17 protein-coding genes and 1 tRNA gene are annotated in these 19,837 nt (G+C 56.9%); 11 read left to right on the top strand and 7 right to left on the bottom strand.

The features are described 5' to 3' along the window. Positions 1-76: 76 nt before the first annotated feature. Positions 77-1,576, bottom strand: a complete 1,500-nt coding sequence (locus G512_RS0103505; RefSeq protein ID WP_028480505.1) for an FMN-binding glutamate synthase family protein — start codon at positions 1,574-1,576, stop codon at positions 77-79. 135 nt (positions 1,577-1,711) lie between these two features. On the opposite strand from G512_RS0103505, the gene G512_RS0103500 reads away from it, so the two are divergent. Beyond that, positions 1,712-2,335, top strand: coding sequence for an alpha-ketoglutarate-dependent dioxygenase AlkB family protein (locus G512_RS0103500; protein ID WP_036488378.1), 624 nt, complete (start codon positions 1,712-1,714; stop codon positions 2,333-2,335). 162 nt (positions 2,336-2,497) lie between these two features. On the opposite strand, the gene G512_RS0103495 is transcribed toward G512_RS0103500, so the two are convergent. The 3 genes from G512_RS0103495 to ubiE form a co-directional block, all read right to left on the bottom strand. Beyond that, positions 2,498-3,160 (bottom strand): TetR/AcrR family transcriptional regulator, encoded by a 663-nt coding sequence (locus G512_RS0103495; RefSeq protein ID WP_028480503.1) that lies wholly within the window; start codon positions 3,158-3,160, stop codon positions 2,498-2,500. Positions 3,161-3,437: 277 nt separating this feature from the next. Then, entirely contained in the window at positions 3,438-5,021 is a 1,584-nt protein-coding gene (ubiB, locus tag G512_RS0103485; RefSeq protein ID WP_028480502.1) for a 2-polyprenylphenol 6-hydroxylase, read from the bottom strand. A gap of 6 nt (positions 5,022-5,027) precedes the next feature. Next, the gene (gene ubiE / locus G512_RS0103480) at positions 5,028-5,831 is read right to left on the bottom strand and encodes a bifunctional demethylmenaquinone methyltransferase/2-methoxy-6-polyprenyl-1,4-benzoquinol methylase UbiE (RefSeq protein WP_028480501.1); all 804 of its coding nucleotides are present in this window, start codon (positions 5,829-5,831) and stop codon (positions 5,028-5,030) included. A 124-nt stretch (positions 5,832-5,955) separates the two neighbouring features. On the opposite strand from ubiE, the gene mutM reads away from it, so the two are divergent. From mutM to G512_RS0103435, 9 genes are all read left to right on the top strand, one after another. Continuing rightward, positions 5,956-6,852 carry a bifunctional DNA-formamidopyrimidine glycosylase/DNA-(apurinic or apyrimidinic site) lyase gene (gene mutM, locus G512_RS0103475; protein ID WP_028480500.1) on the top strand — a complete coding sequence of 299 codons (897 nt, stop codon included), beginning with the start codon at positions 5,956-5,958 and terminating at the stop codon, positions 6,850-6,852. A gap of 98 nt (positions 6,853-6,950) precedes the next feature. After that, positions 6,951-7,895: an L-lactate dehydrogenase gene (locus tag G512_RS0103470; protein WP_028480499.1), complete on the top strand. Its 945-nt coding sequence runs from the start codon at positions 6,951-6,953 to the stop codon at positions 7,893-7,895. Between the two features lie 166 nt (positions 7,896-8,061). Further along, a complete protein-coding gene (gene gndA, locus G512_RS0103465) occupies positions 8,062-9,489 on the top strand; it encodes an NADP-dependent phosphogluconate dehydrogenase (RefSeq protein ID WP_028480498.1) in 1,428 nt (475 codons plus the stop codon). 140 nt (positions 9,490-9,629) lie between these two features. Further along, positions 9,630-10,274 (top strand): GntR family transcriptional regulator, encoded by a 645-nt coding sequence (locus G512_RS0103460; RefSeq protein ID WP_028480497.1) that lies wholly within the window; start codon positions 9,630-9,632, stop codon positions 10,272-10,274. A gap of 84 nt (positions 10,275-10,358) precedes the next feature. After that, positions 10,359-11,189 (top strand): DeoR/GlpR family DNA-binding transcription regulator, encoded by an 831-nt coding sequence (locus G512_RS0103455; protein WP_051268850.1) that lies wholly within the window; start codon positions 10,359-10,361, stop codon positions 11,187-11,189. Then, the gene (locus tag G512_RS0103450) at positions 11,186-12,277 is read left to right on the top strand and encodes an ABC transporter ATP-binding protein (protein WP_028480495.1); all 1,092 of its coding nucleotides are present in this window, start codon (positions 11,186-11,188) and stop codon (positions 12,275-12,277) included. The genes G512_RS0103455 and G512_RS0103450 overlap by 4 nt, the downstream gene beginning before the upstream one ends. Positions 12,278-12,351: 74 nt before the next feature. Next, the gene (locus tag G512_RS0103445) at positions 12,352-13,641 is read left to right on the top strand and encodes an ABC transporter substrate-binding protein (protein ID WP_036488375.1); all 1,290 of its coding nucleotides are present in this window, start codon (positions 12,352-12,354) and stop codon (positions 13,639-13,641) included. Between the two features lie 68 nt (positions 13,642-13,709). Beyond that, a complete protein-coding gene (locus G512_RS0103440; protein ID WP_028480493.1) occupies positions 13,710-14,588 on the top strand; it encodes a carbohydrate ABC transporter permease in 879 nt (292 codons plus the stop codon). Then, complete coding sequence (locus G512_RS0103435; protein WP_051268848.1) at positions 14,585-15,442, top strand: carbohydrate ABC transporter permease; 858 nt, start codon at positions 14,585-14,587, stop codon at positions 15,440-15,442. The genes G512_RS0103440 and G512_RS0103435 overlap by 4 nt, the downstream gene beginning before the upstream one ends. 25 nt (positions 15,443-15,467) lie before the next feature. On the opposite strand, the gene G512_RS0103430 is transcribed toward G512_RS0103435, so the two are convergent. Next, positions 15,468-15,899, bottom strand: coding sequence for a hypothetical protein (locus tag G512_RS0103430; protein ID WP_143181375.1), 432 nt, complete (start codon positions 15,897-15,899; stop codon positions 15,468-15,470). 309 nt (positions 15,900-16,208) lie between these two features. Continuing rightward, on the bottom strand, positions 16,209-18,212 hold the full coding sequence (locus G512_RS0103425) for a bifunctional metallophosphatase/5'-nucleotidase (RefSeq protein WP_028480490.1): 2,004 nt from the start codon (positions 18,210-18,212) through the stop codon (positions 16,209-16,211). Positions 18,213-18,558: 346 nt separating this feature from the next. Here G512_RS0103425 and G512_RS0103420 point away from each other — a divergent pair. Beyond that, a tRNA-Arg gene (locus G512_RS0103420) sits at positions 18,559-18,635 on the top strand. Positions 18,636-18,894: 259 nt separating this feature from the next. Here the strand turns inward: G512_RS0103420 and G512_RS0103415 are convergent. Then, positions 18,895-19,830, bottom strand: a complete 936-nt coding sequence (locus G512_RS0103415; RefSeq protein ID WP_028480489.1) for an alpha/beta hydrolase — start codon at positions 19,828-19,830, stop codon at positions 18,895-18,897. Positions 19,831-19,837: the final 7 nt, after the last annotated feature.

Below are 19,837 nucleotides of genomic sequence, written 5' to 3'. Positions count from 1 at the left end.
CCGGCATATAACGTGGTCAATTGCCATATGTGTGTTACCACCTTCTGGAAAATTCACATGCGCTTGTGAAAACAACTCAAACCTGCACCTTCGTCGGAGGGAAAAGAGCGCTCAAGGGAACGGACAACCCGTTGGCCTGCACCACACGCACATGTTCGCGGGACAACTTGCGCGCATCATCCACGCCGCAAGAGTGGGCAATCATTTCCACCTCACGGCGCACAGTTTCGCAATAACGTGCCACTCGTACACTCTTGTCCGCCGGGTCCAGACCGGCCTGCAACGCCGGATCGTGAGTGGTAATTCCGGTGGGACATGTATTCCGATTGCACTTGAGTGCCTGAATGCAGCCGAGCGCGAACATGTAGCCTCGCGCCGAGACCGTGAAATCAGCGCCCGCACACAAGGCCAATGCAACCTTTGAGGGCACCACCAGCTTGCCGGACACGATCAACCGAATGCGCTCGCGCAGCCCATGCGCCTTGAGAATATCGTCCACCATGGGCAAGGACTCGCGCAATGTGAGGCCCACGTTATCCATCAGGGGCATGGGGGCGGCTCCGGTGCCCCCATCTGCAGAATCGATGGTGATGAAGTCTGGTGCAGACTCGATGCCGCGGCGATGGATTTCCTCGCACATGTCATGCAACCAGTCAGATGTGCCAATCACCGCCTTTATGCCAACCGGCTTGCCGGCGATATTCCGGACCCGGGCAATGAACTCCAACAGCTCAGGAACGCTGCCGATTTCCTTGTGCCGATTGGGGGAATACGAAGGGGTGTTTTCCGGAATACCTCGGATTTCTGCAATTTCCGCCGTAACTTTTTCTGCTGGCAGCATGCCGCCCTTGCCGGGCTTGGCCCCTTGAGACAGTTTGACTTCCACCATCTTGACCGCGTCATAGCCGGTGATCTTGCGCAGCTTTTCCTCATCCAGATCGCCGTCGGGCGTGCGCACACCGTATTTTGCAGTGCCTATTTGAAAAACGATGTCGGCGCCGCCTTCCAGATGGTAAGGCGACAGGCCGCCCTCACCCGTGTTCATCCAGCAGCCTGCAAGGTGTGCCCCCTTGGACAAAGCCTGCACGGCGGGACGTGACAGCGCGCCATAGCTCATGCCCGAAATATTGAAAAAACTCGGCGGATCATAGGGTTGGGGCACGTAGGGCCCAATACGCAGCGGCTCGGGTGTGGCATATTCCTTTTCCATTTTCGCAAAGGGCGTGTTCACGAAAATGGCAGTGCCCGGCTCCGTCAAAATTTTGGTGGATCCAAAGGCCAGCGTGTTGTCGCTGCCATCCGCGGCATGATCGACCCAATTGCGATCTGCCCGATTGAACGGCATTTCTTCCCGGTCCATGGCGAAGAAATACTGCCGGAAGAACTCGCCGAGGGTCATGAACAGGCGTCGAAACCGGCCGACCACGGGAAAATTGTGGCGAATGGCATCGGCATGTTGGCGGCGGTCTATGATGTAAAGCGTGACGAGAGTGCCAATAGCCAACACCAGTGCCAGCGCAAAAAGAGCGGCAAATAAATTCAAGATGGTAATGATGACAGGAGGAAGCATATCCATGGGACCTCTGAAGTTTGCGGACTGCCGTGTCCTATTAAGACCTGTCAACCTTCGGTATGCAAGCGCTGGCACTTGCTGCATGCTGGACGAAGCAACCACCATAAGGCCCTAGAACACAGGAGGGGACGCGAGCGCATGCAAGAAGCCCAAACGCACCTGCCGGATGGTTTTCACTTCTTCCCATCCTTTCTGGACCAAGCCGCTCAAAACGCGCTCGTGGAGGACATACGAGGTGTCGTCGCACAAGCGCCGCTGTTTCAGCCCGTCATGCCCCGCAGCGGCAAACCGCTCTCGGTCAAGATGAGCAACTGCGGCCCGCTAGGTTGGGTTGCCGACATCAACGGATATCGATATCAGGACAGGCATCCGGTAACCGGGACCCCGTGGCCGGCCATGCCGCCTCGGTTGGTGGATATCTGGCAGCAGGTGGCTGACTGCCCGGCACAACCGGAAGCCTGTTTGATCAACCATTATGGTGAAGCGGCAAAGATGGGGTTGCATCAAGACCGGGACGAGCAAACCTTTGACGCGCCGGTGGTCTCTATCAGCCTCGGAGATACAGCCGTGTTCCGTATCGGAGGAACAAAGCGCGGCGGCAAGACCTTGCCGATTACCCTGAATTCCGGTGATGTCATTGTCTTTGGCGGCCCTGCACGGCTTTGCTATCACGGTATCAGCAGAGTGTATCCAGACAGCTCAACCCTGCTGAAGGGGGGCGGTCGGCTGAACCTGACCTTGCGCCGTGTCACCCCGTTTTGAGGCAGGCTCCAACGCGCTGCAATCCGCTCTGACACGCTGTATTCCTTCCAGACCGCGAAGCGCGCTCTGCCTGAGCAACTGGACAGGCCTGCCCTGCCTGAGGGGGGGCCTGTGAGAACGCTTTGTGGCCGGATTTCAGGTCATCCGCGAAGGGCGCACTCCTCAGGCCTCTTCCAGAACATCGTGTTTGAAAAAGGCCTCAACGCCACTGGTGACATAGCGAATGGTGCTCTCGACCACTTCATCCGTTTCCATGGACTGGTCGTAAGGCAATTTGGTTGCCCCCGTGATCACGTAGAGCGCTTCCAACGCGGCACTATGCATCAGCATCATGAGAAGTTGCGCGCGCGCGCCGGTCGGAACCTGTGTACCCATGGCCCGCGCCAATGCCTGGGCCGTTCGCGCCACGACGGTGGACGGCTCCCAACTCTGCATGATTTTCTGGCCGGCTTCCGGGTCTGACAGCACTTGCCGGATCAACACAACGAACGGCACCAGTTCGCCCGTTTCCCGAGAAATGCCTTGAACGATCAACGGCTCAAGAAACGCCCGAACGACCTCTTCCTGATTGGGTTTGCGTCCGCCAACTTCCAACGCGTCCAACCGCTGCATGCGCATGTCGTCGATATCGCGCAGGCGACGTTTCAGAACGGCGCGAACCAGATCTTCCTTGCTGCCGAAATGGTAGTTGACGGCGGCCACGTTGGCGTCTGCCTGTTCCGTGATCATGCGCACTGATGTGTTCGCCAACCCCTTCTCGGCCAGAAGGCGTTCCGCACTGTCCAACAGTCTTGCTCGCGTTCCCAATTCGGACTGGTCTGGCACGATCTCTCTCCACGCAGCGCTTATCCCAACAGTTTATTCACAATGCTTCCGCTAAGGCAACTTTTGAATAGTTCCGTTCTAGCAGGTTTTGAGCATTTTAAACCCGCCTACAATTCATACTTAAAATAGTAAGGGAGCTTACTGCCCGGCCCCAACGAGGCTGAAAACGCAACGTAACTATATGAGAATTCGAGGAAAACAAGAGACAGTTTGGCAATAGCCTGCAGCATATCGCCAAACTGTTTTCACAGCGCTTTTGTTGATGGGAAAGCCCGACTCAGCCCAATTGAGTGTAGGCCAAAACAGCCATGGAAACGGCAATGACCCAAAGCGCCCAGCGCCCGGAGCGGCTGTGGTGTGCCTCAGCCCGCCCAATTGCTTGCGCGGTGGCCTCATCAAAACGCAGCCCCTTGTGTGCCATGGTCTCCAACTCGCCGGAGAGCTTGCTGGCGCGATCTGCAAGGAGCGGCAAGCTGGTTGCCATGCGACTGAGCACACCGAAGCTGGAGGCAAGATCGGAGATTTTGCCGCCGGGCCCGAGATTGCTTTGTATCCATGACCGCACAACAGGGTCGGCCGTGCGCCACATGTCCAGATGTGGGTTCAAGGTGCGGGCGACCCCTTCCACCACCACCATGTTTTTCTGCAGCATGATGAGCTGGGGTTGGGTGTGCATGTCAAACAGCTCGGTAACCTCAAACAGCTGTGTCAGCAGGCGGGCCATGGAGATTTCGCTGGCATCATGGCCGTGAATGGGCTCGCCAATAGCACGAATGGCCTGCGCGAAAACATCCACGTCTTGATGCCCAGGTACGTATCCCGCCTCAAAATGCACTTCGGCCACGCGGCGGTAATCACGCAGGATGAACCCGTAGAGAATCTCTGCCAAGAATCGGCGCTCGGCCACATCCAGACGCCCCGTGATGCCAAGATCCACGGCCACAAGAGTTCCGTCGGGCTCCACAAACAGGTTTCCCTGGTGCATGTCCGCATGGAAAAAGCCATCCCGCAATGCATGACGCAGGAAACTCTGAATGACGCGATTGCCCAGCTCGGGCAAGTCGTGGCCGGATTCTTCAATGGCTTTGAGATTGGTCAGCTTTATACCGTCCACCCACTGCATGGTGAGGATGGAGCGAGAGGTGCGCTTCCAATCCACCTCCGGAACGCGGAAGTCTTTGTCTTCCCGGCTGTTTTCGCCCATCTCCGACAGGCCGGCAGCTTCCATGCGGAAGTCCATCTCCAACGACACGCTGCGCGCCAGCGTATCCACCACGGCAATCGGGCGCAGGCGGCGACTGGCCGCTATGAAGCGCTCGGCGAACCGGGCGGCCAGATAGAAGCTTTGCAGGTCGCGCTGGAACCGCCGTTCCACAGCCGGGCGCAGCACCTTGACCGCGACCTTCTCACGTTCACCGGCAGAGTTAAGAACAATGGCCGAATGCACCTGCGCGATGGACGCAGCCGCAATGGGCTCATGGAACTCTTCAAACAGCTCGGAGTGGGGAACGCCGAACTGATCCTTGATCGTTTCGATGGAGAAACGAGTGTCGAAAGGCGGGACGTTATCCTGCAGGGACGAGAGTTCATTTGCCGCCTCACGACCGACCACATCGGGCCGCGTCGCCAGAAACTGCCCCAGCTTGATGTAGGAAGGCCCCAGCCGGTTCAACGCATCGGACAAACGCGCCGCCGCGGCCTTTTTTTCCACGCCGCGGCGCTCGACCAGCCGTACAATCCGCAAACCCACACGAGCGGCCGGCGGCATGTCGGGCAGCGAGGCAAGGCCGAACACCCCCTCGCGCGCCATGACGTAACCGGCAATGATCAAGCGGAAAAACGGCAAGATGGATTTCAGCATGGTGGGTTAAAGCTTCCAGCCAGAGTGCAGTGCGGCAATGCCACCGGTGTAATTGCGATAGGTCACCCGCTGGAAACCGGCACGACGGATCATCTCCGCGAACCGCTCCTGATTGGGGAATTTGCGAATCGACTCGACGAGATAGGCATACGGATCGCCATCACCAGTAACCCACTCGCCCATCTTTGGAATGGCATGGAAGGAAAACAGGTCATAAACCTTGTCCAGCGCCGGGACATCGACCTGAGAAAACTCCAGACACAAGAACCGGCCGCCGCGTTTCAAGACGCGATGCGCTTCGCCCAGCGCCTTTTCGATATGCGGTACGTTGCGAATGCCGAATGCAATCGTATAGGCGTCAAAATGGTTGTCTGGAAACGGCAGATCTTCCGCATTGCCCTGCACAAACTCGATGTGATCGCCCAGCCCCGCCTTTTGCGCCCGTTCCTTGCCAACGCCCAGCATGGAACCGTTGATATCGCAAACGGTTGCCCCGGCTGTCCGGTCTGATCGCTCGACGATGCGGGTGGCGATATCCCCCGTACCGCCGGCAACGTCAAGCAAGCGCCAAGGACGTGCGCCATGGGTTGGCGGATTGAGAACAGAGACCATCGCGTCCTTCCACAGCCGGTGCATGCCGCCAGACATCAGGTCGTTCATCAGGTCGTATCGAGAAGCCACCTTGTGGAAAACATCATCCACCAACGCCTGCTTTTCACCGTCCCGAACGGTTGTAAACCCGAAACTGGTGGCCATTTCTGCCGGATCACTCACAGAACTGCGAGTGGTTGAGGAAGTATCGCGCGCCATATTACCCATTATTCTCCAATTCGCTGCGGACCATAGTACATGATGTTCCGAAGCGCTATTGTTGCGGCCCAGATATGCCCCGGTATCAACCGGAGCACGAATCCTCTCATTACTTGGATCAAGCATGCCTGAATTACCAGAGGTGGAAACGGTTCGCCGTGGTCTCGCACCCTATTTTGAAGGATCAATCATAACGAGGGTTGAACAACGACGCCCCGATCTGCGCTTTCCGTTCCCGGAGGACTTTGTGGGTCGGCTCACCGGCATCCGCATGACGAGCCTGGGTCGGCGGGCCAAATACCTTACCGGAGATTTGGAGAGCGGCGATGTGCTGGTCATGCATCTGGGCATGTCCGGCTCGTTCCGGATCGAACTGACCGGATCCGGCACGCCGTTGGTGGACACCTACTATCCTGCGAGCAAGCTGCCCCAGCACGACCATGTGGTGTTTCATCTGGTCAATCCGGATGCTGCGCTGGAAAGCCGGATCATCTATAATGACCCGCGCCGGTTCGGTTTCATGGATCTGATCCCTCGCGTTGACCTTCACGCGCACAAACTGTTTGCGGGCATGGGCATTGAGCCGCTCGGCAACGAACTGGACGGGGAGTATTTGCGCACCCTGTTCGAGGGCAAGAAAACCAGTTTGAAAGCGGCGCTCTTGAACCAGAAGTTCATTGCCGGTCTTGGCAACATTTATGTATGCGAGGCCCTGTGGCGTGCTGGACTGAACCCCAAAGCCCCGGCAAGCAGCATTTGCGGACGCGGCCCAAAACAGAAGGAAAAACGCGTGCTTTTGGCCACAGCCATTCGCGATGTGCTTCAGGAAGCCATCGAGGCGGGCGGCTCCAGCCTGCGCGATCATGTCCAGACCAACGGCTCGCTGGGCTACTTCCAACACCGGTTTGCCGTTTATGATCAGGAAGGCGCACCGTGCCGCAAATCCGACTGTTCCGGTACAATTTTGCGCGAAGTTCAAAACGGTCGATCAACGTTTTTCTGCAGTTCCTGTCAGGGATAGTTTGTCACGCCTTCGTCTTTTGCCTAGACTAAGGTTTAATAATCCCATCAACCAACCCGAGCGCCTCGGCAAGGTTGGATAACTCTCTGGAGACTGTGATGAAAGTTGGTATTGTTGGTGTTGGGGCTGTTGGTAGCACGGCCGCCTACGCGATGGTTCTAAACGGCGTGGGCAATGAACTGGTTCTGGTCGACTACAATCCCAAACTGGCGATAGCCCAAGCAGAAGACATCTGGCACGCGACCCCGTTTTCGCATGCCGTAAAGGTGCGATCGGGTGATTACACGGAACTGGCCGGGGCAAAGGTTGTCATCATCGCCGCCGGCGTTGGGCAGAAACCCGGCGAGAGCCGGATCGAACTGCTGGCCCGCAACGCAGAAGTGTTTGGCTCAATCATTCCCAATGTTTTGAGATATGCCCCAGACGCCATTCTGGTCATCGCCGCCAATCCGGTTGACGTCATGACCAACGTCGCCAAGGAAATTTCTGGCCTCCCGGCCCAGCGCGTCATTGGCTCGGGCACGATCCTGGACACGGCCCGCTTCCGCACACTCCTTGGCCAACATCTTGGCATCTCGCCGATTTCGGTTCATGCGGAAGTGATGGGCGAACATGGTGACAGTGAGGTCCTGATCTGGTCCGGAGCCAAAGCTGGCAACACCAATGCTCACAAGTTTGCAGAACAGATTGGCCGCCCGCTTGACGATGAAATCAAGGCAACCATCGACACCAAGGTGCGCCGGGCAGCCTATTCCATCATTGAAGGCAAGGGCTCAACCAACTTCGGCATTGGCGCCGGCCTCAGCCGAATTGTGAAGGCGATCCTGAACAACGAGCATGCCGTGATCAGCTTGAGCATGGTGAACCCGGAGATCGTCGGGGTGAAAAACATCGCGCTCTCCGTACCCCGTGTTGTGGGCGCAAAAGGCATTGAGGCCACGCTGTTCCCGTCCATCACCAAGGATGAGGAAAGCCTTTTGAAAGAGAGCGCGGAATCGCTCAAGGCCGCAGCGGATGCGGTTTTGTCCGCCTCGAACCTGTAACGGTGGTTTATCGATGACGAAAGGTGGGTCTTGGCTCTTGGCAAGGCCCCTTTTTTTGCCTATGCCACAGCGACGAAAAGAATGTGCGCACAAGCCGCAGGAAGGCTAGAAAGCCGAACCGCACACTATGACGGTTCTCGACAAGAACAAGGCTAGGAGTTCTGACATGACACAGGCGGATATCGGCCTCATCGGACTAGGGGTAATGGGTGCCAATCTGGCCCTGAACATTGCAGATAACGGATACAAGGTTGCCGTCTTCAATCGAACCGCGGAAAAGACCACGGCATTCATGGAGAACGCTGCACACCTGAAAGATCAGTTCATCGCCTGCTACAGCCTTGAAGAGCTGGCGGCAGCCATCAAGGCACCGCGCCCGATCATCATGATGGTGAAGGCGGGAGAGGCCGTCGATCAGCAGATTGAAGCATTGAAGCCGTTCCTTGAGGAAAATGACATTCTCATCGACGCCGGTAACAGCGACTATCATGACAGCAATCGCCGCTATCGCGCACTGGCTGACACGCCCTTTACCTTTGTTGGCATGGGTGTGTCCGGTGGCGCTGAGGGCGCACGCCACGGTCCTTCCATCATGGTGGGCGCCTCTGATGCGGCCTATGCGCGGATCCAGCCCATTCTGGATGCCATTTCTGCCAAGCACAACGGCGAGCCGTGCAGCGCGTTGATGGGACCGGAAGGCGCTGGCCATTTCGTCAAAACCTTGCACAACGGCATCGAATATGCCGATATGCAGATGATTGCTGAAGTGCATGAGGTGTTGACCAAATGCCTCGGCCTGTCGATCGCAGAACAGGCGGCCGTGTTCAAGAAGTGGAATGAAGGCCCTCTGGCCTCCTATCTCATTGAGATTACCGCCAATGTGATGGATGTGATTGATGAGGAAAGCGGCAAGCCGATCCTCGACGTCATTCTGGACACCGCTGGGCAGAAAGGCACCGGCCGTTGGTCTGCAGTTGAGGCCCATGCCCTTGGTGTACCGGCAACCGGTATCGACGCAGCGGTTGCCTCGCGGTGCATTTCGGCCAACCGCGTGTTGCGCCAGGAAATCGCCGAGATCTATCCAAACAACGAAACTCCGCTGACCTGGGACGACAAACAGGCGGGCATTGACGCTTGTGAACGGGCCCTGATTGCCGGCAAGATCGCAGCGTATGCGGAAGGCTTTGCCGTGTTGGCTGCAGGCGGGGCGGAAAACGGCTGGAACCTGCCAATGGGCACCATTGCCCGGATCTGGCGCCAAGGCTGCATCATTCGGTCTCGGTTCTTGGATGAAATAGCATCTGCATACGATGAGAAGCCCGATTTGCAGTCTTTGTATCTGGCACCAACCATTGCAGAGCGCATGAAGGACGCCGCTCCCGGCCTGCGCAAAACTCTGGCCAAGGCGATTGGCTCCGGCATACCCATGCCCGGCCTTGCTGCCGCCATGGGCTCGTTCGACATGATGCGCCAAAAGCGGACAGCCGCTTATGTCATTCAGGGCCAGCGTGACTTCTTCGGTCAGCATGGCTTTGAACGCACAGACAAGCCGGGCACCGATTTCCATGGCCCTTGGCCCGCAGGCGGCGCCTGATTTCACTGGCAAAACAAGGCACAGCATATTTTAAAGCAGGGGCCGATGAGGTACCCTGCTTTTTTGCTAAAATCAGTTGTATTTTGGGGTGCTGGACGCGATGCTTGCGCCTGTCGTTGGTATAAAGGGAAACTTGGACCGTGGTCTCGAACTCGCCGAATGGGGCAGAAATCTATCGCCGACTGATCAAAGCCATTGAGGCTCGGGAGCTCAAGCCTGGCAGCCGGTTGCGTGAGGCTGAACTTGCCGAAACGTTTGGCGTGAGCCGGACCCCCATTCGTGAGGGCCTGAAGCGGCTGGAGGCACAAGGGCTTGCGGTACATGAGCCGAACCGGGGCATGGTCATTCCTTCCCTCGACCATAATCAGGTGAGCGAGCTTTATTACCTGAGAGAAGTTCTGGAGGGCACCGCAGGGCGCCTTGCCGCCCAGCATGCGTCAACTGCCGAAATCGAAATTCTTGAGGAGATGGTGGCTTCCGACAAGGAGCATCTGGCAGATGCCGAGCGTCTGATACGGACCAACCGAGAGTTTCACCGCCGGTTCTATCTGGCATCACACAACCGCTACCTGGTGGAGCAGATTGACCACATGCGGTTGTCATTGCTGCTGCTGGCCGGAACCACGCTGACAGATGATGACCGCCGCCGACAAGCCATTGACGAACATGGCGAGATTGTAGACGCAATCGTAAAGCGGGATCTGGATCGAGCGGAAAAGGCAGCTCGGCACCATATTGCCGAAGCCCACAAGGCACGCCTGAAGTTTTTCACCCAGCTTTCCTAAGGGCTGGGTGGCAACGCGCTTCTGGCGCAATCAAAAGTTCAGCAAACCATCACATTAGTTTCATATGAACATGCCAATGTTCATATGAAATTCATAGAACGTGGTGTGACTGGTTTGAGTGACCTGACGAATTCCAACCAACATCTGACCCCGCGCCAGTCCGAGATCGTGAAGCTGGTAAAATCGCGTGGGTTTGTCAGCGTGGAACTGCTTGCTGAAAAGTTTGCAGTTACCACGCAAACGATCCGGCGCGACATCAACCGCCTGAGCGAACTGGGCCTTTTGCGCCGCGTTCATGGCGGCGTTGATGAACCGGCAACACCGAACAACATTGCCTACAACGCCCGCAAAATCCTCAATCTGGATGCCAAGGCGAAAATTGCCAGTGTGGTTGCAGCCGAAATACCGGACGGGGCCAGCCTGGGTTTTTCCATCGGTACCACGCCGGAAATGGTGGCGCAGGCACTGGACACCCACGAGGGCTTGAAGGTCTACACCAACAACATCAACGTGGCGATTGCCGCCCTCAAGAACCCCCTTACCGACGTCACCATTGCCGGGGGACGGCTGCGCCATGGAGACCGGGACGTTCTTGGACTGCAAGCTGAAAAGTTCTTCAAGGGCTACAAGTTCGACATTGGCGTTTTCGGTGTCGCCGGCGTCGATCCGGACGGAACGCTTTTGGATTTCCATGAGGACGAGGTGTCGGCCCGGCAAGCCATTCTTGCGAATTGTCGGCAATCGTTTCTGGTGCTCGACCACTCCAAATTCGGACGCCATGCCCATGTGCGTGGTGGCTGGATTACGGATGTGACGAAAGTGTTCGTGGATCAGGAGCCGCCGGAAGAGATTGCCGCCATCATCGCCCGCTCACCCGCAGAACTGGTGATTTGCAACGGGGACAGGAAAACATGAGTGCATTTACTGCAGACCCGAAAAGCGTGGAACTGGTTCACCTGACCAAAAGCTGGGGTGGCCTGAAGGCGGTCGATTCCATTTCGCTGTCCATTCCGGGCGGATCTTTCACCGTGCTGCTTGGACCCAGCGGGTGTGGCAAGTCCACCACGTTGCGTCTGATCGCCGGTCTCGAGCAGGCAAGCGCTGGCCAAATTCTGATCGGAGGCAAGGATGTCACCTTCGCCTCGCCCACCGAACGCAATCTGGCCATGGTGTTTCAAAACTACGCGCTGTTTCCGCATTTGAGTGTTGCGGAAAACATTCTGTTTGGCTTGAAGGTCCGCCGCGTTGGACGCGCCGAACGGGACGAGCGATTGAAGAAAGCCGCCGACATTCTGGGAATTAGCGCGCTGCTGGATCGCAAGCCCTCGCAGCTTTCAGGGGGCCAGCAACAGCGCATGGCGCTGGGGCGCGCCATCGTGTCACAAAAGCCGATCTGCTTGATGGACGAGCCGCTGTCCAATCTGGACGCCAAGTTGCGCCATGAAATGCGGGTGGAGATCCGCGGGCTGCAACAGGAACTCGGTTTGACCATGGTTTATGTAACCCACGATCAGACCGAGGCCATTACCATGGCGGATCAGGTCGTGTTGCTGAACAACGGACAAATTGAGCAAGCCGCAACCCCGCACGACCTTTATACCTATCCCGAAACGGTCTTTGCGGCACGGTTCATTGGAACGCCGCCCATGAACATCATCTCCATGGCAGCGCTGGTGGAAGCGAGCCGTGACACGGGAGCCGTTTTACCGGACGCCCCAGACACCGCCCTTGCAGGCCTGCGCCCGGAAGACATTCACTTGTCACAGGAAAACGGCGTTCACGCCCGCGTCGCGGCGCTGGAGTATCTGGGCGCGGATACGCTGGCAACATTTGATGTGAGCGGTGAGCGGCTCGTTGCGCGCGTACCGGGCCAAACATCGCTAAAGCCGGGAGAGGATCTCAAACTGACCTGGGATCCGGCCAAACCCCTGACTTTTCACAAGGATACCGGCAAGCGCCGGTGTAGTTTCAAGCCGGAAGAGCTGCAACTCGATCCGGCTTGAACGTGCGCACGGTGATGCCACCGCCGACGCACAGGAATGCCCCAACCCTAGAGGCAAATCGAGGATATACATCCATGAAATCCATTTTCAAGTCCGTAACCCTCGCAGCATCCGCCGCTGCACTTTCTCTCGGCACTCTGGCAAGCGCTCAGGCTGTTGAACTGGAATTCTATTTTCCCGTAGCGGTTGGCGGCAAGGCCGCCCAGACCATTGAAGAACTGACCAACACCTACATGGAGCAGCATCCGGACGTGGAGATCGACGCGATCTACGCCGGCTCCTATCAGGATACGGTGTCCAAGGCCCTGACGGCCGCACGCGGGGGCAACCCACCACAGCTTTCCGTGATCCTGTCCGTGGACATGTTTACCCTGATCGAGGAAGACGTGATTGTTGCTTTTGACGACATTGCGAATTCCGCTGAAGACAAGGAATGGCTGAACTCATTCTACCCGGCCTTCATGGAAAACTCCCAGACCGGTGGCAAGACCTACGGCATCCCGTTCCAGCGTTCGACGCCGGTTCTTTACTGGAACAAGGAGGCTTTCGCCGAAGCTGGCCTTGACCCGGAAAAGGCACCAGCCAACTGGGACGAGATGGTTGAATTCGGCCAAAAGCTGGTGAAGAAAGACGAGAACGGCAACGTGACCCAGTGGGGCGTGCGTATCCCATCCTCCGGGTTCCCATACTGGCTGTTTCAGGGCCTGACCACCCAGAACGGCGTTATTCTTGCCAACTCCGACGGCAACCAGACCAACTTTGACGATCCGAAAGTGGTCGAAGCCCTGCAATACCTGGTCGATCTGTCCACCAAGCATGAAGTGATGGCACCGGGCATCATCGAATGGGGCTCCACGCCGAAAGCGTTCTTTGAAGGCAATACGGCCATGATGTGGACCTCCACCGGCAACCTGACCAATGTGCGCGACAATGCGCCATTCGACTTCGGCGTTGCCATGCTGCCAGCCAACGAGCGTCGCGGCGCCCCAACCGGCGGTGGCAACTTTTACATCTTCAAGGACTCCACCGACGAGCAGAAGGAAGCTTCCGTCGATTTCGTGAAGTGGATCACTGCGCCGAAGCAAGCCGCCAAGTGGTCCATGGCAACGGGCTATGTGGCTCCGTCTCCCGCAGCTTGGGAAACCGACGAAATGAAGGCTTATGTGGCGGACTTCCCGCAGGCTCTCGTCGCTCGTGAGCAGCTGGAACACGCCGTTGCCGAACTGTCCACCTATCAGAACCAGCGCATTACCCGCATCTTCAATGACGCTCTGCACGCAGCCATCACCGGCGAGCAGAGCCCTGAAGAAGCGCTGAAGGACGCTCAAGCGCAGGCGGATCGCATTCTGGCCGACTACCGCTAACACCTGAAGGGGGCCGGCCGCCGCTGGCTCCCTTTTTTCTCCAACCGCGTTGCTGCAAGGAAAGCCCCATGACCAAACGCCTGCAATGGGTTTATGGCTGGCTACTGTTGTTTCCCGCTATGGTGATGCTGATGGCATTCACCCACTACCCGGCGCTGACAACGGTGTTCAACAGTTTCTTTTCAACACCGCGGGGGCGCCGCGAAGCCAAGTTCGTGGGCTTGCGCAATTATGAAACACTGATCAACGATCCCACCTTCTGGAAGGTGTTGACCAACAATCTTTGGTATGCACTGGCCACCATTCCCGCATCCATCTTTTTGTCACTGCTGATGGCGCTGTGGGTCAATGACCGCCTGAAAGGCCGCAGTCTGGTGCGCATGTCTTTCTTCGCGCCAACGGTGCTGCCCCTGATCGCCGTCGCGAACATCTGGCTGTTCTTTTACACGCCGGGCTTCGGCCTGATTGACCAGATCCGCATGGGGTTTTTTGGCCTGCCGCAAAACAGCTGGCTGGGATCGCAGGATACGGTGCTGATCTGCATGATGGTGGTGACCATTTGGAAAGAGGCCGGATTTTTCATGATTTTTTATCTGGCCGCGCTGCAGACCATTCCGCCCTCCTTGCGTGAGGCCGCGGCCATTGAAGGTGCCAGCCGTACGACCTTCTTCTGGCGCGTGACTTTCCCGCTGCTGATGCCGACCACCCTTTTCGTGTCCATCAATGCCGTGATCAATTCGTTCCGCATGGTGGACCATATCTTCACCATGACCGGCGGCGGACCCGACAACGCCTCCTCGCTGCTGCTGTTCTACATCTACGAGGTGGCCTTCAAGTTCTGGGATACGGCCTATGCCGCCACATTGACCGTTGTGCTTCTGGCGCTGCTTTCCCTTATCGCCCTTGGACAGTTTTTCTTCATGGACCGGAAGGTGCATTACCGATGAGCCAGACACTGACCTCCCCTGAAGGGCTTTCCCGTACCCGTGTCAGGATAGATTATGATCGCCTGCTCAATACCATAGGCGCATGGACACTGGCCTTGTTGTGGGCGGCACCGCTCCTTTACGCCATCTGGACGGCTTTTCACCCGGCGGCCTATGAAGCGAACTTTGACCTGTTTGCACCCATCACGCTGGAGAACTTCGAAAAGGCGTGGGCAGCAGCGCCGTTTGCGCGCTATTTCCTCAACACCACCCTTCTGGTCACCATGATCCTGATCGGCCAATTCGTGCTGTGTACGCTCGCCGCCTATGCATTTGCGCGGTTCACGTTTCCGGGGTCAAACTTTCTGTTCGCGCTGGTGCTGCTTCAGCTTCTGGTGATGCCGGATATTCTTATTGTTGAGAATTACAAGATGATCCGGACGTTGGGCCTGATCGACACCATTGCCGCCATCGGCCTACCCTACATGGCCTCAGGATTTGGCATCTTTCTGCTGCGCCAGACGTTCAAGACCATCCCCATGGAACTGGACGAAGCCGCCCGAGTAGAAGGGGCCAGCCCGCTGGGTGTTTTGTGGCGCGTTTACGTACCTCTGGCCAAACCGACCTATTTGGCCTACGGCCTTGTGTCCGTGAGCCACCACTGGAACAACTTCCTGTGGCCGTTGATCATCACGAACTCGGTAGAAACTCGACCCGTAACAGTGGGGCTTTCCATCTTCGCTGCGATTGACTCCGGCGTTGAATGGTCAGTGATCAACGCAGCAACATTGATGACGTCTGGCCCGCTGCTCATCGCCTTCCTGCTGTTCCAGCGACAGTTCGTTCAAAGCTTCATGCGCGCGGGCATCAAATAGGTTCGAGCGCCGGTTGGCGCCACTTTCAAAGCGCGTGATACGCAGCCGCCGTGGTCTCTTGATCGCGGCGGCTTTTTTCCTGCTGGTTCCGTGAATGCACCAGCAAGGCACTGCGCCGTACTTCGCCCATTTCCTCTTCGGTCAGAACCGAAGCAAGATCATCCATTGTATCGCGTTCCAAATCCGCCAAGCGAGGGGCCGTTTGAACGCGTTGCAACAAAGTGGTCGGCTGGCCCAGCTCCGCTCCAACGTCTTGATAGATGCGCCGCGCCGTTACGCGCGCATCCTCCAAAATGGCATGGACCAACATGCGCTTGTCGTCCGCCAGCTTCAACTCATCGACAACATGAAGGATTTCCTGCTTGTCGCCCCAGATGACAGGCACCTCTGTACCGCCTGCGGGCAAGGCAAGGCCAATGGCCACCACCACTGCGGATAAAAGCGTTTTAAAATGCATTGTGCGCTTCATCTTCTTTGTCGTGCTTTCAGAAACACCCACGCCGCGGGTCACCTCCAAGGGCTGGACGGCGCAGCGTTATTCCATATTCAGGGTTAACAAAGGGTGCAGGTTGAGGCTAGGCAAACCGCCTGTTTCAAACGAAGCGGGGCGTATAAGCGCACATTGAGGCAGAAATCGTACCTGACAGGTCGTCGCTCTGTCATATTTCTTGTGCGCAAGGCGGGGCAATGGGGAAAGCGCCGCCTTGGCAAGTTTTGATTTGATTCAAGTCGGGGCGACTCGAAGGCCGCCCCGGTTCTGGACCAGTCAGGCCTTTACAACCAGACGCTCGTCCAGAACGACGCCCGTTTCCGGCGAGATCACTTCCATCTCACGGATCGCAGCGATAATCTCGTTGCGGTAGACTAGGCCCGTGTGGTCGAAAGACAGCTTGCGCACATCCATGCTTGGAATGTTGCCTGCAACACCACCGCCAATAGGCTTTCCGTTCCAGCTTTCACCGAACCCGCCCAACGAGATGTAGGTGTTGAATGCCATCTTGAACTCGTGATCCAACACCTCTTCAATGGGCTTGCCATGAAGCGTGATATTGATCGCCTGCGCGTCCTCTGCGCTTTCACCCAACGCGATCTCGTAGCGAATGCCAGAGGAGAAGTGCAGGAAGCCGCGTGACACGAAGCCGGTAAGGTCTGTCGCCTGGACTTCTTCAGGCCGCAACAGGCGCTTGGCGTTGTTGTTCAAGAAGTCGCGAAGCTGAGCACCAGTCATTGTTGCAACATGAACGGCGTCTGCATACGGCATGACATCAAACCACTCACGGAAAGTCAGATCGCCCTGATGGATACCCGTGGACAGGCCAGTTGCATTGAAGAGGGCAAAATCAACCGCACCGCCCGGGAATGTTCCGGAACGTTTGATGAGTGTATCGTTCATGAAGTTCGCAAGAGCGCTCTCGCCTACATAGCGGTCAGCGATCGTGCGCTTTGTGTTCACCAAAGTATCATCCGAGACCGTGCCAATCACTTCAGCCAGTTTCTCATCCAGCTTTTCCACCATTGGCGCGATCACAGCCTGCTCGAAGGCCACATCATAATCTGACGGCTGCTCAAACTTAGCAAAGTTCGGGTCATCGGAGGCAACCCTCTGATCCCGCTTTTTCGTTGGATGCACAGCAACGGAATTGAACCAGCCCTCTTGCCCCTTGTGGGCTGCGATGGACATGGAAATGTCACCCAGATATTTGCCATGGGCCAAAGCCTGCGTCAGCAGCAAACCTTCCACCATATTGCCCTGATCCATGCCCTCCTCATTCAACAGAGTATGGGAATGGCCGCCCACGAGAACCGCAGGCTTCTTGATCATGGGGCCAACAGCTTCTGCGATGGCAAAATCACCATCACCAATGGTGCGGGCCGTTGCGGCCTTGCCACTGGTGTGCTGGCCCTTGCCATAGCCACAGTGGCTCAAAATGACCACGACATCGGAAACCGCTTCCACGGCCGGGTAAAGGTTCTTGATCGCCTCAACCGGGCTGGCAACAGCCAGATTGGGGTCACTTGGCTGACCGACACGGGTGTCGATTGCGGTGGTCAGGCCGATGAAGCCGATCCGCAGTCCCTTGACTTCAGCAACGGCCGCCGGCGCATAGTGCTCGTTCGGCTTCATGTGATCGGAGCCGAACACGTTTGCAGACAGAACCGGGAACGTACAATCCTTCTCAAGACCGATGCGCAACTGTTCCGCGCCGCGGTCGAACTCATGATTGCCGAGCACGGAAATGTCCACACCCGCCTCGGAGTAGGCCCGATAGCCGGCATCCACCACGAACTCGTCTGGCGCCCAGCCCATCAATTCGTCAAAGATGGATCCGGTATGATCATCGCCTGCGGACAGGAACAGGACGATTTCGTTGTCCTGCGCATTGGCCTTGGCGTCTTTCACCATTTTCACGATTTGGGAGAAGCGATGCGTATCGCCCCGCTTGCCGTGAAACTCGGTCAGGTGATTGTGCATGTCGTTGAAGTGCAACAAGCGCAGAACACGCTGCTCGCCTTCGGACAACGTGGCTTCCGGGACCTGTTCGCCATTTTCGGAGACGATGGCCTTGATGGGGCCGCCCAACGCATCCCCCTTCAGAAGGAAGACACGGTCAAAGGCGCCATTCGGGTTATGCGCTGCGGGAACCATGGCCAGTTCGCCTGGGTTTGGCGTGGCATTGGCCCGAACGATGAAAGACGGCATCAACGCAGCGCCGAGCGCCAGACTGCTGGAAGTGGCGAGAAACCCGCGCCGAGTAAGTGTCTTAGTCATGAACAAACTCCCCTTGTTAAAGGGAAGGCCATACGGCGGGCACACAACACTTGCGTGAAATTTTTACAACAATTTGGTGAAACTTATGAAGCTGCACGTTTAAAGGGCACACCTGTCCCAAAGGCATGAAGTGCTCTCACCAAAGGTGCTGTTTGCTCAGCGCATGGACCCTGCTTTGGGAACCGGGCTACGGCAGTTGGCAAGGCCCCTGTTTGACCATGCCGGATCTGTGAAGCAGGCTGCTATCCACATTCTGGTGTTTCATTGAAATTCGGACATTGCTCAACCGGTTCGGATCGGTTAAAGACGAGAACGCTTCCGGCGCGTATCAACCGCACCGACGAATGCACCCGTAGCTCAGTTGGATAGAGCGCTGCCCTCCGAAGGCAGAGGCCATAGGTTCGAATCCTATCGGGTGCGCCATTCTCCCCAAAAGCCTTGATTGACTAGTCGCGCACTGGTGTTTCCGTGACAATCGCAGCGCATGAAATGAGTTATTGCGCCTTGCCAATGTGGCACGCGGCTTTGGCACCTCGAACCGGTGAAGCGGAAGGTTGCCTTCATAACCAGATGGCCACAGCAATAGGGCGGGGAGCTGATACAAAAAAGGCCTTCCCGCACTCGAAAGCGCGGAAAGGCCGGGCTGGAGCAGGCGCGAGACCTACGGCCTGTCCTGGGAGGATCAGCTATTCAGAAACTCGTTCACACGCGCATAAACTTGCTGACATTCTTCTTTGACGAGGTCTTCAAGGTTCATGAACGTGTGGATCATGTCATCCATGTTCAACAACTCGGCTCGCACGCCAGCCTCCTTGACCTTTTCGTAGTACAGCTTGCCCTCATCGCGCAGCGGGCAAAATTCAGCAGTTACCACAAAGGTTTCAGGCAGATGAGCTGTAAAGTCCTTAAATAGCGGCGACGCCGCCTTACGACACTCGCTCTTCTTGAAGTAATTGTCGAAATACCAAGCGCACTTCGCAGAGTGCAAAAGGTAGCCAACAGCATTTTCCTCAATGGCCTTTGTGCTCATGGTGTAGTCCACGGATGGATATACCAGCGCCTGTTTTTTGATCGTAACACCGGCATCAAACTGCGCCCGCGCAGCCACTGCGGTACACAGCGCGCCGCCACCGGAATCACCAGCAATAGACAATTCGCGCTTGTACTTCATACCTCGTCGGTCCAGCGTTTCCCAAACCCCACGCAAGGTGGCATAAGCGTCTTCCTCGCCAGCGGGATATGGATTTTCCGGAGCCAACCGATATTCAGGGGCCACCACGATGTGTTTTGTATTCACCGCCATCTTTCGATAGATCGGATCATACACCGTGACACTACCTGCCATGTGACCACCGCCGTGATAGTAAATCAGAACCGGTAGCTCTTCATCTGGCGCCGGATTGAAGATGCGCACAGGCACATTGTAGCCTTCGGCATAGATCAGGTCGTCCTGAATCAGAGCAACCGCTGGGCTTTCGGTGGTGTAGGTCTTTGTCAGATTGGCAAGACCTTCACGTGCGTTTGTTGCGTTGGGCTTGAAACCACTGGCAACCAGCTTGGCAACGGTTTCATTGAACTGCTCGAGAAACGGAACGAGTTTTGGACTGACTTCACGCATTTTTTCA

This window comes from Pseudovibrio exalbescens DSM 16456, assembly GCF_000422785.1.
GTDB classification, from domain to species: Bacteria; Pseudomonadota; Alphaproteobacteria; order Rhizobiales; family Stappiaceae; genus Pseudovibrio; species Pseudovibrio exalbescens.
Note: the sequence above shows the minus strand (reverse complement) of the source record. Positions and strands in the feature narration are given on the sequence as shown.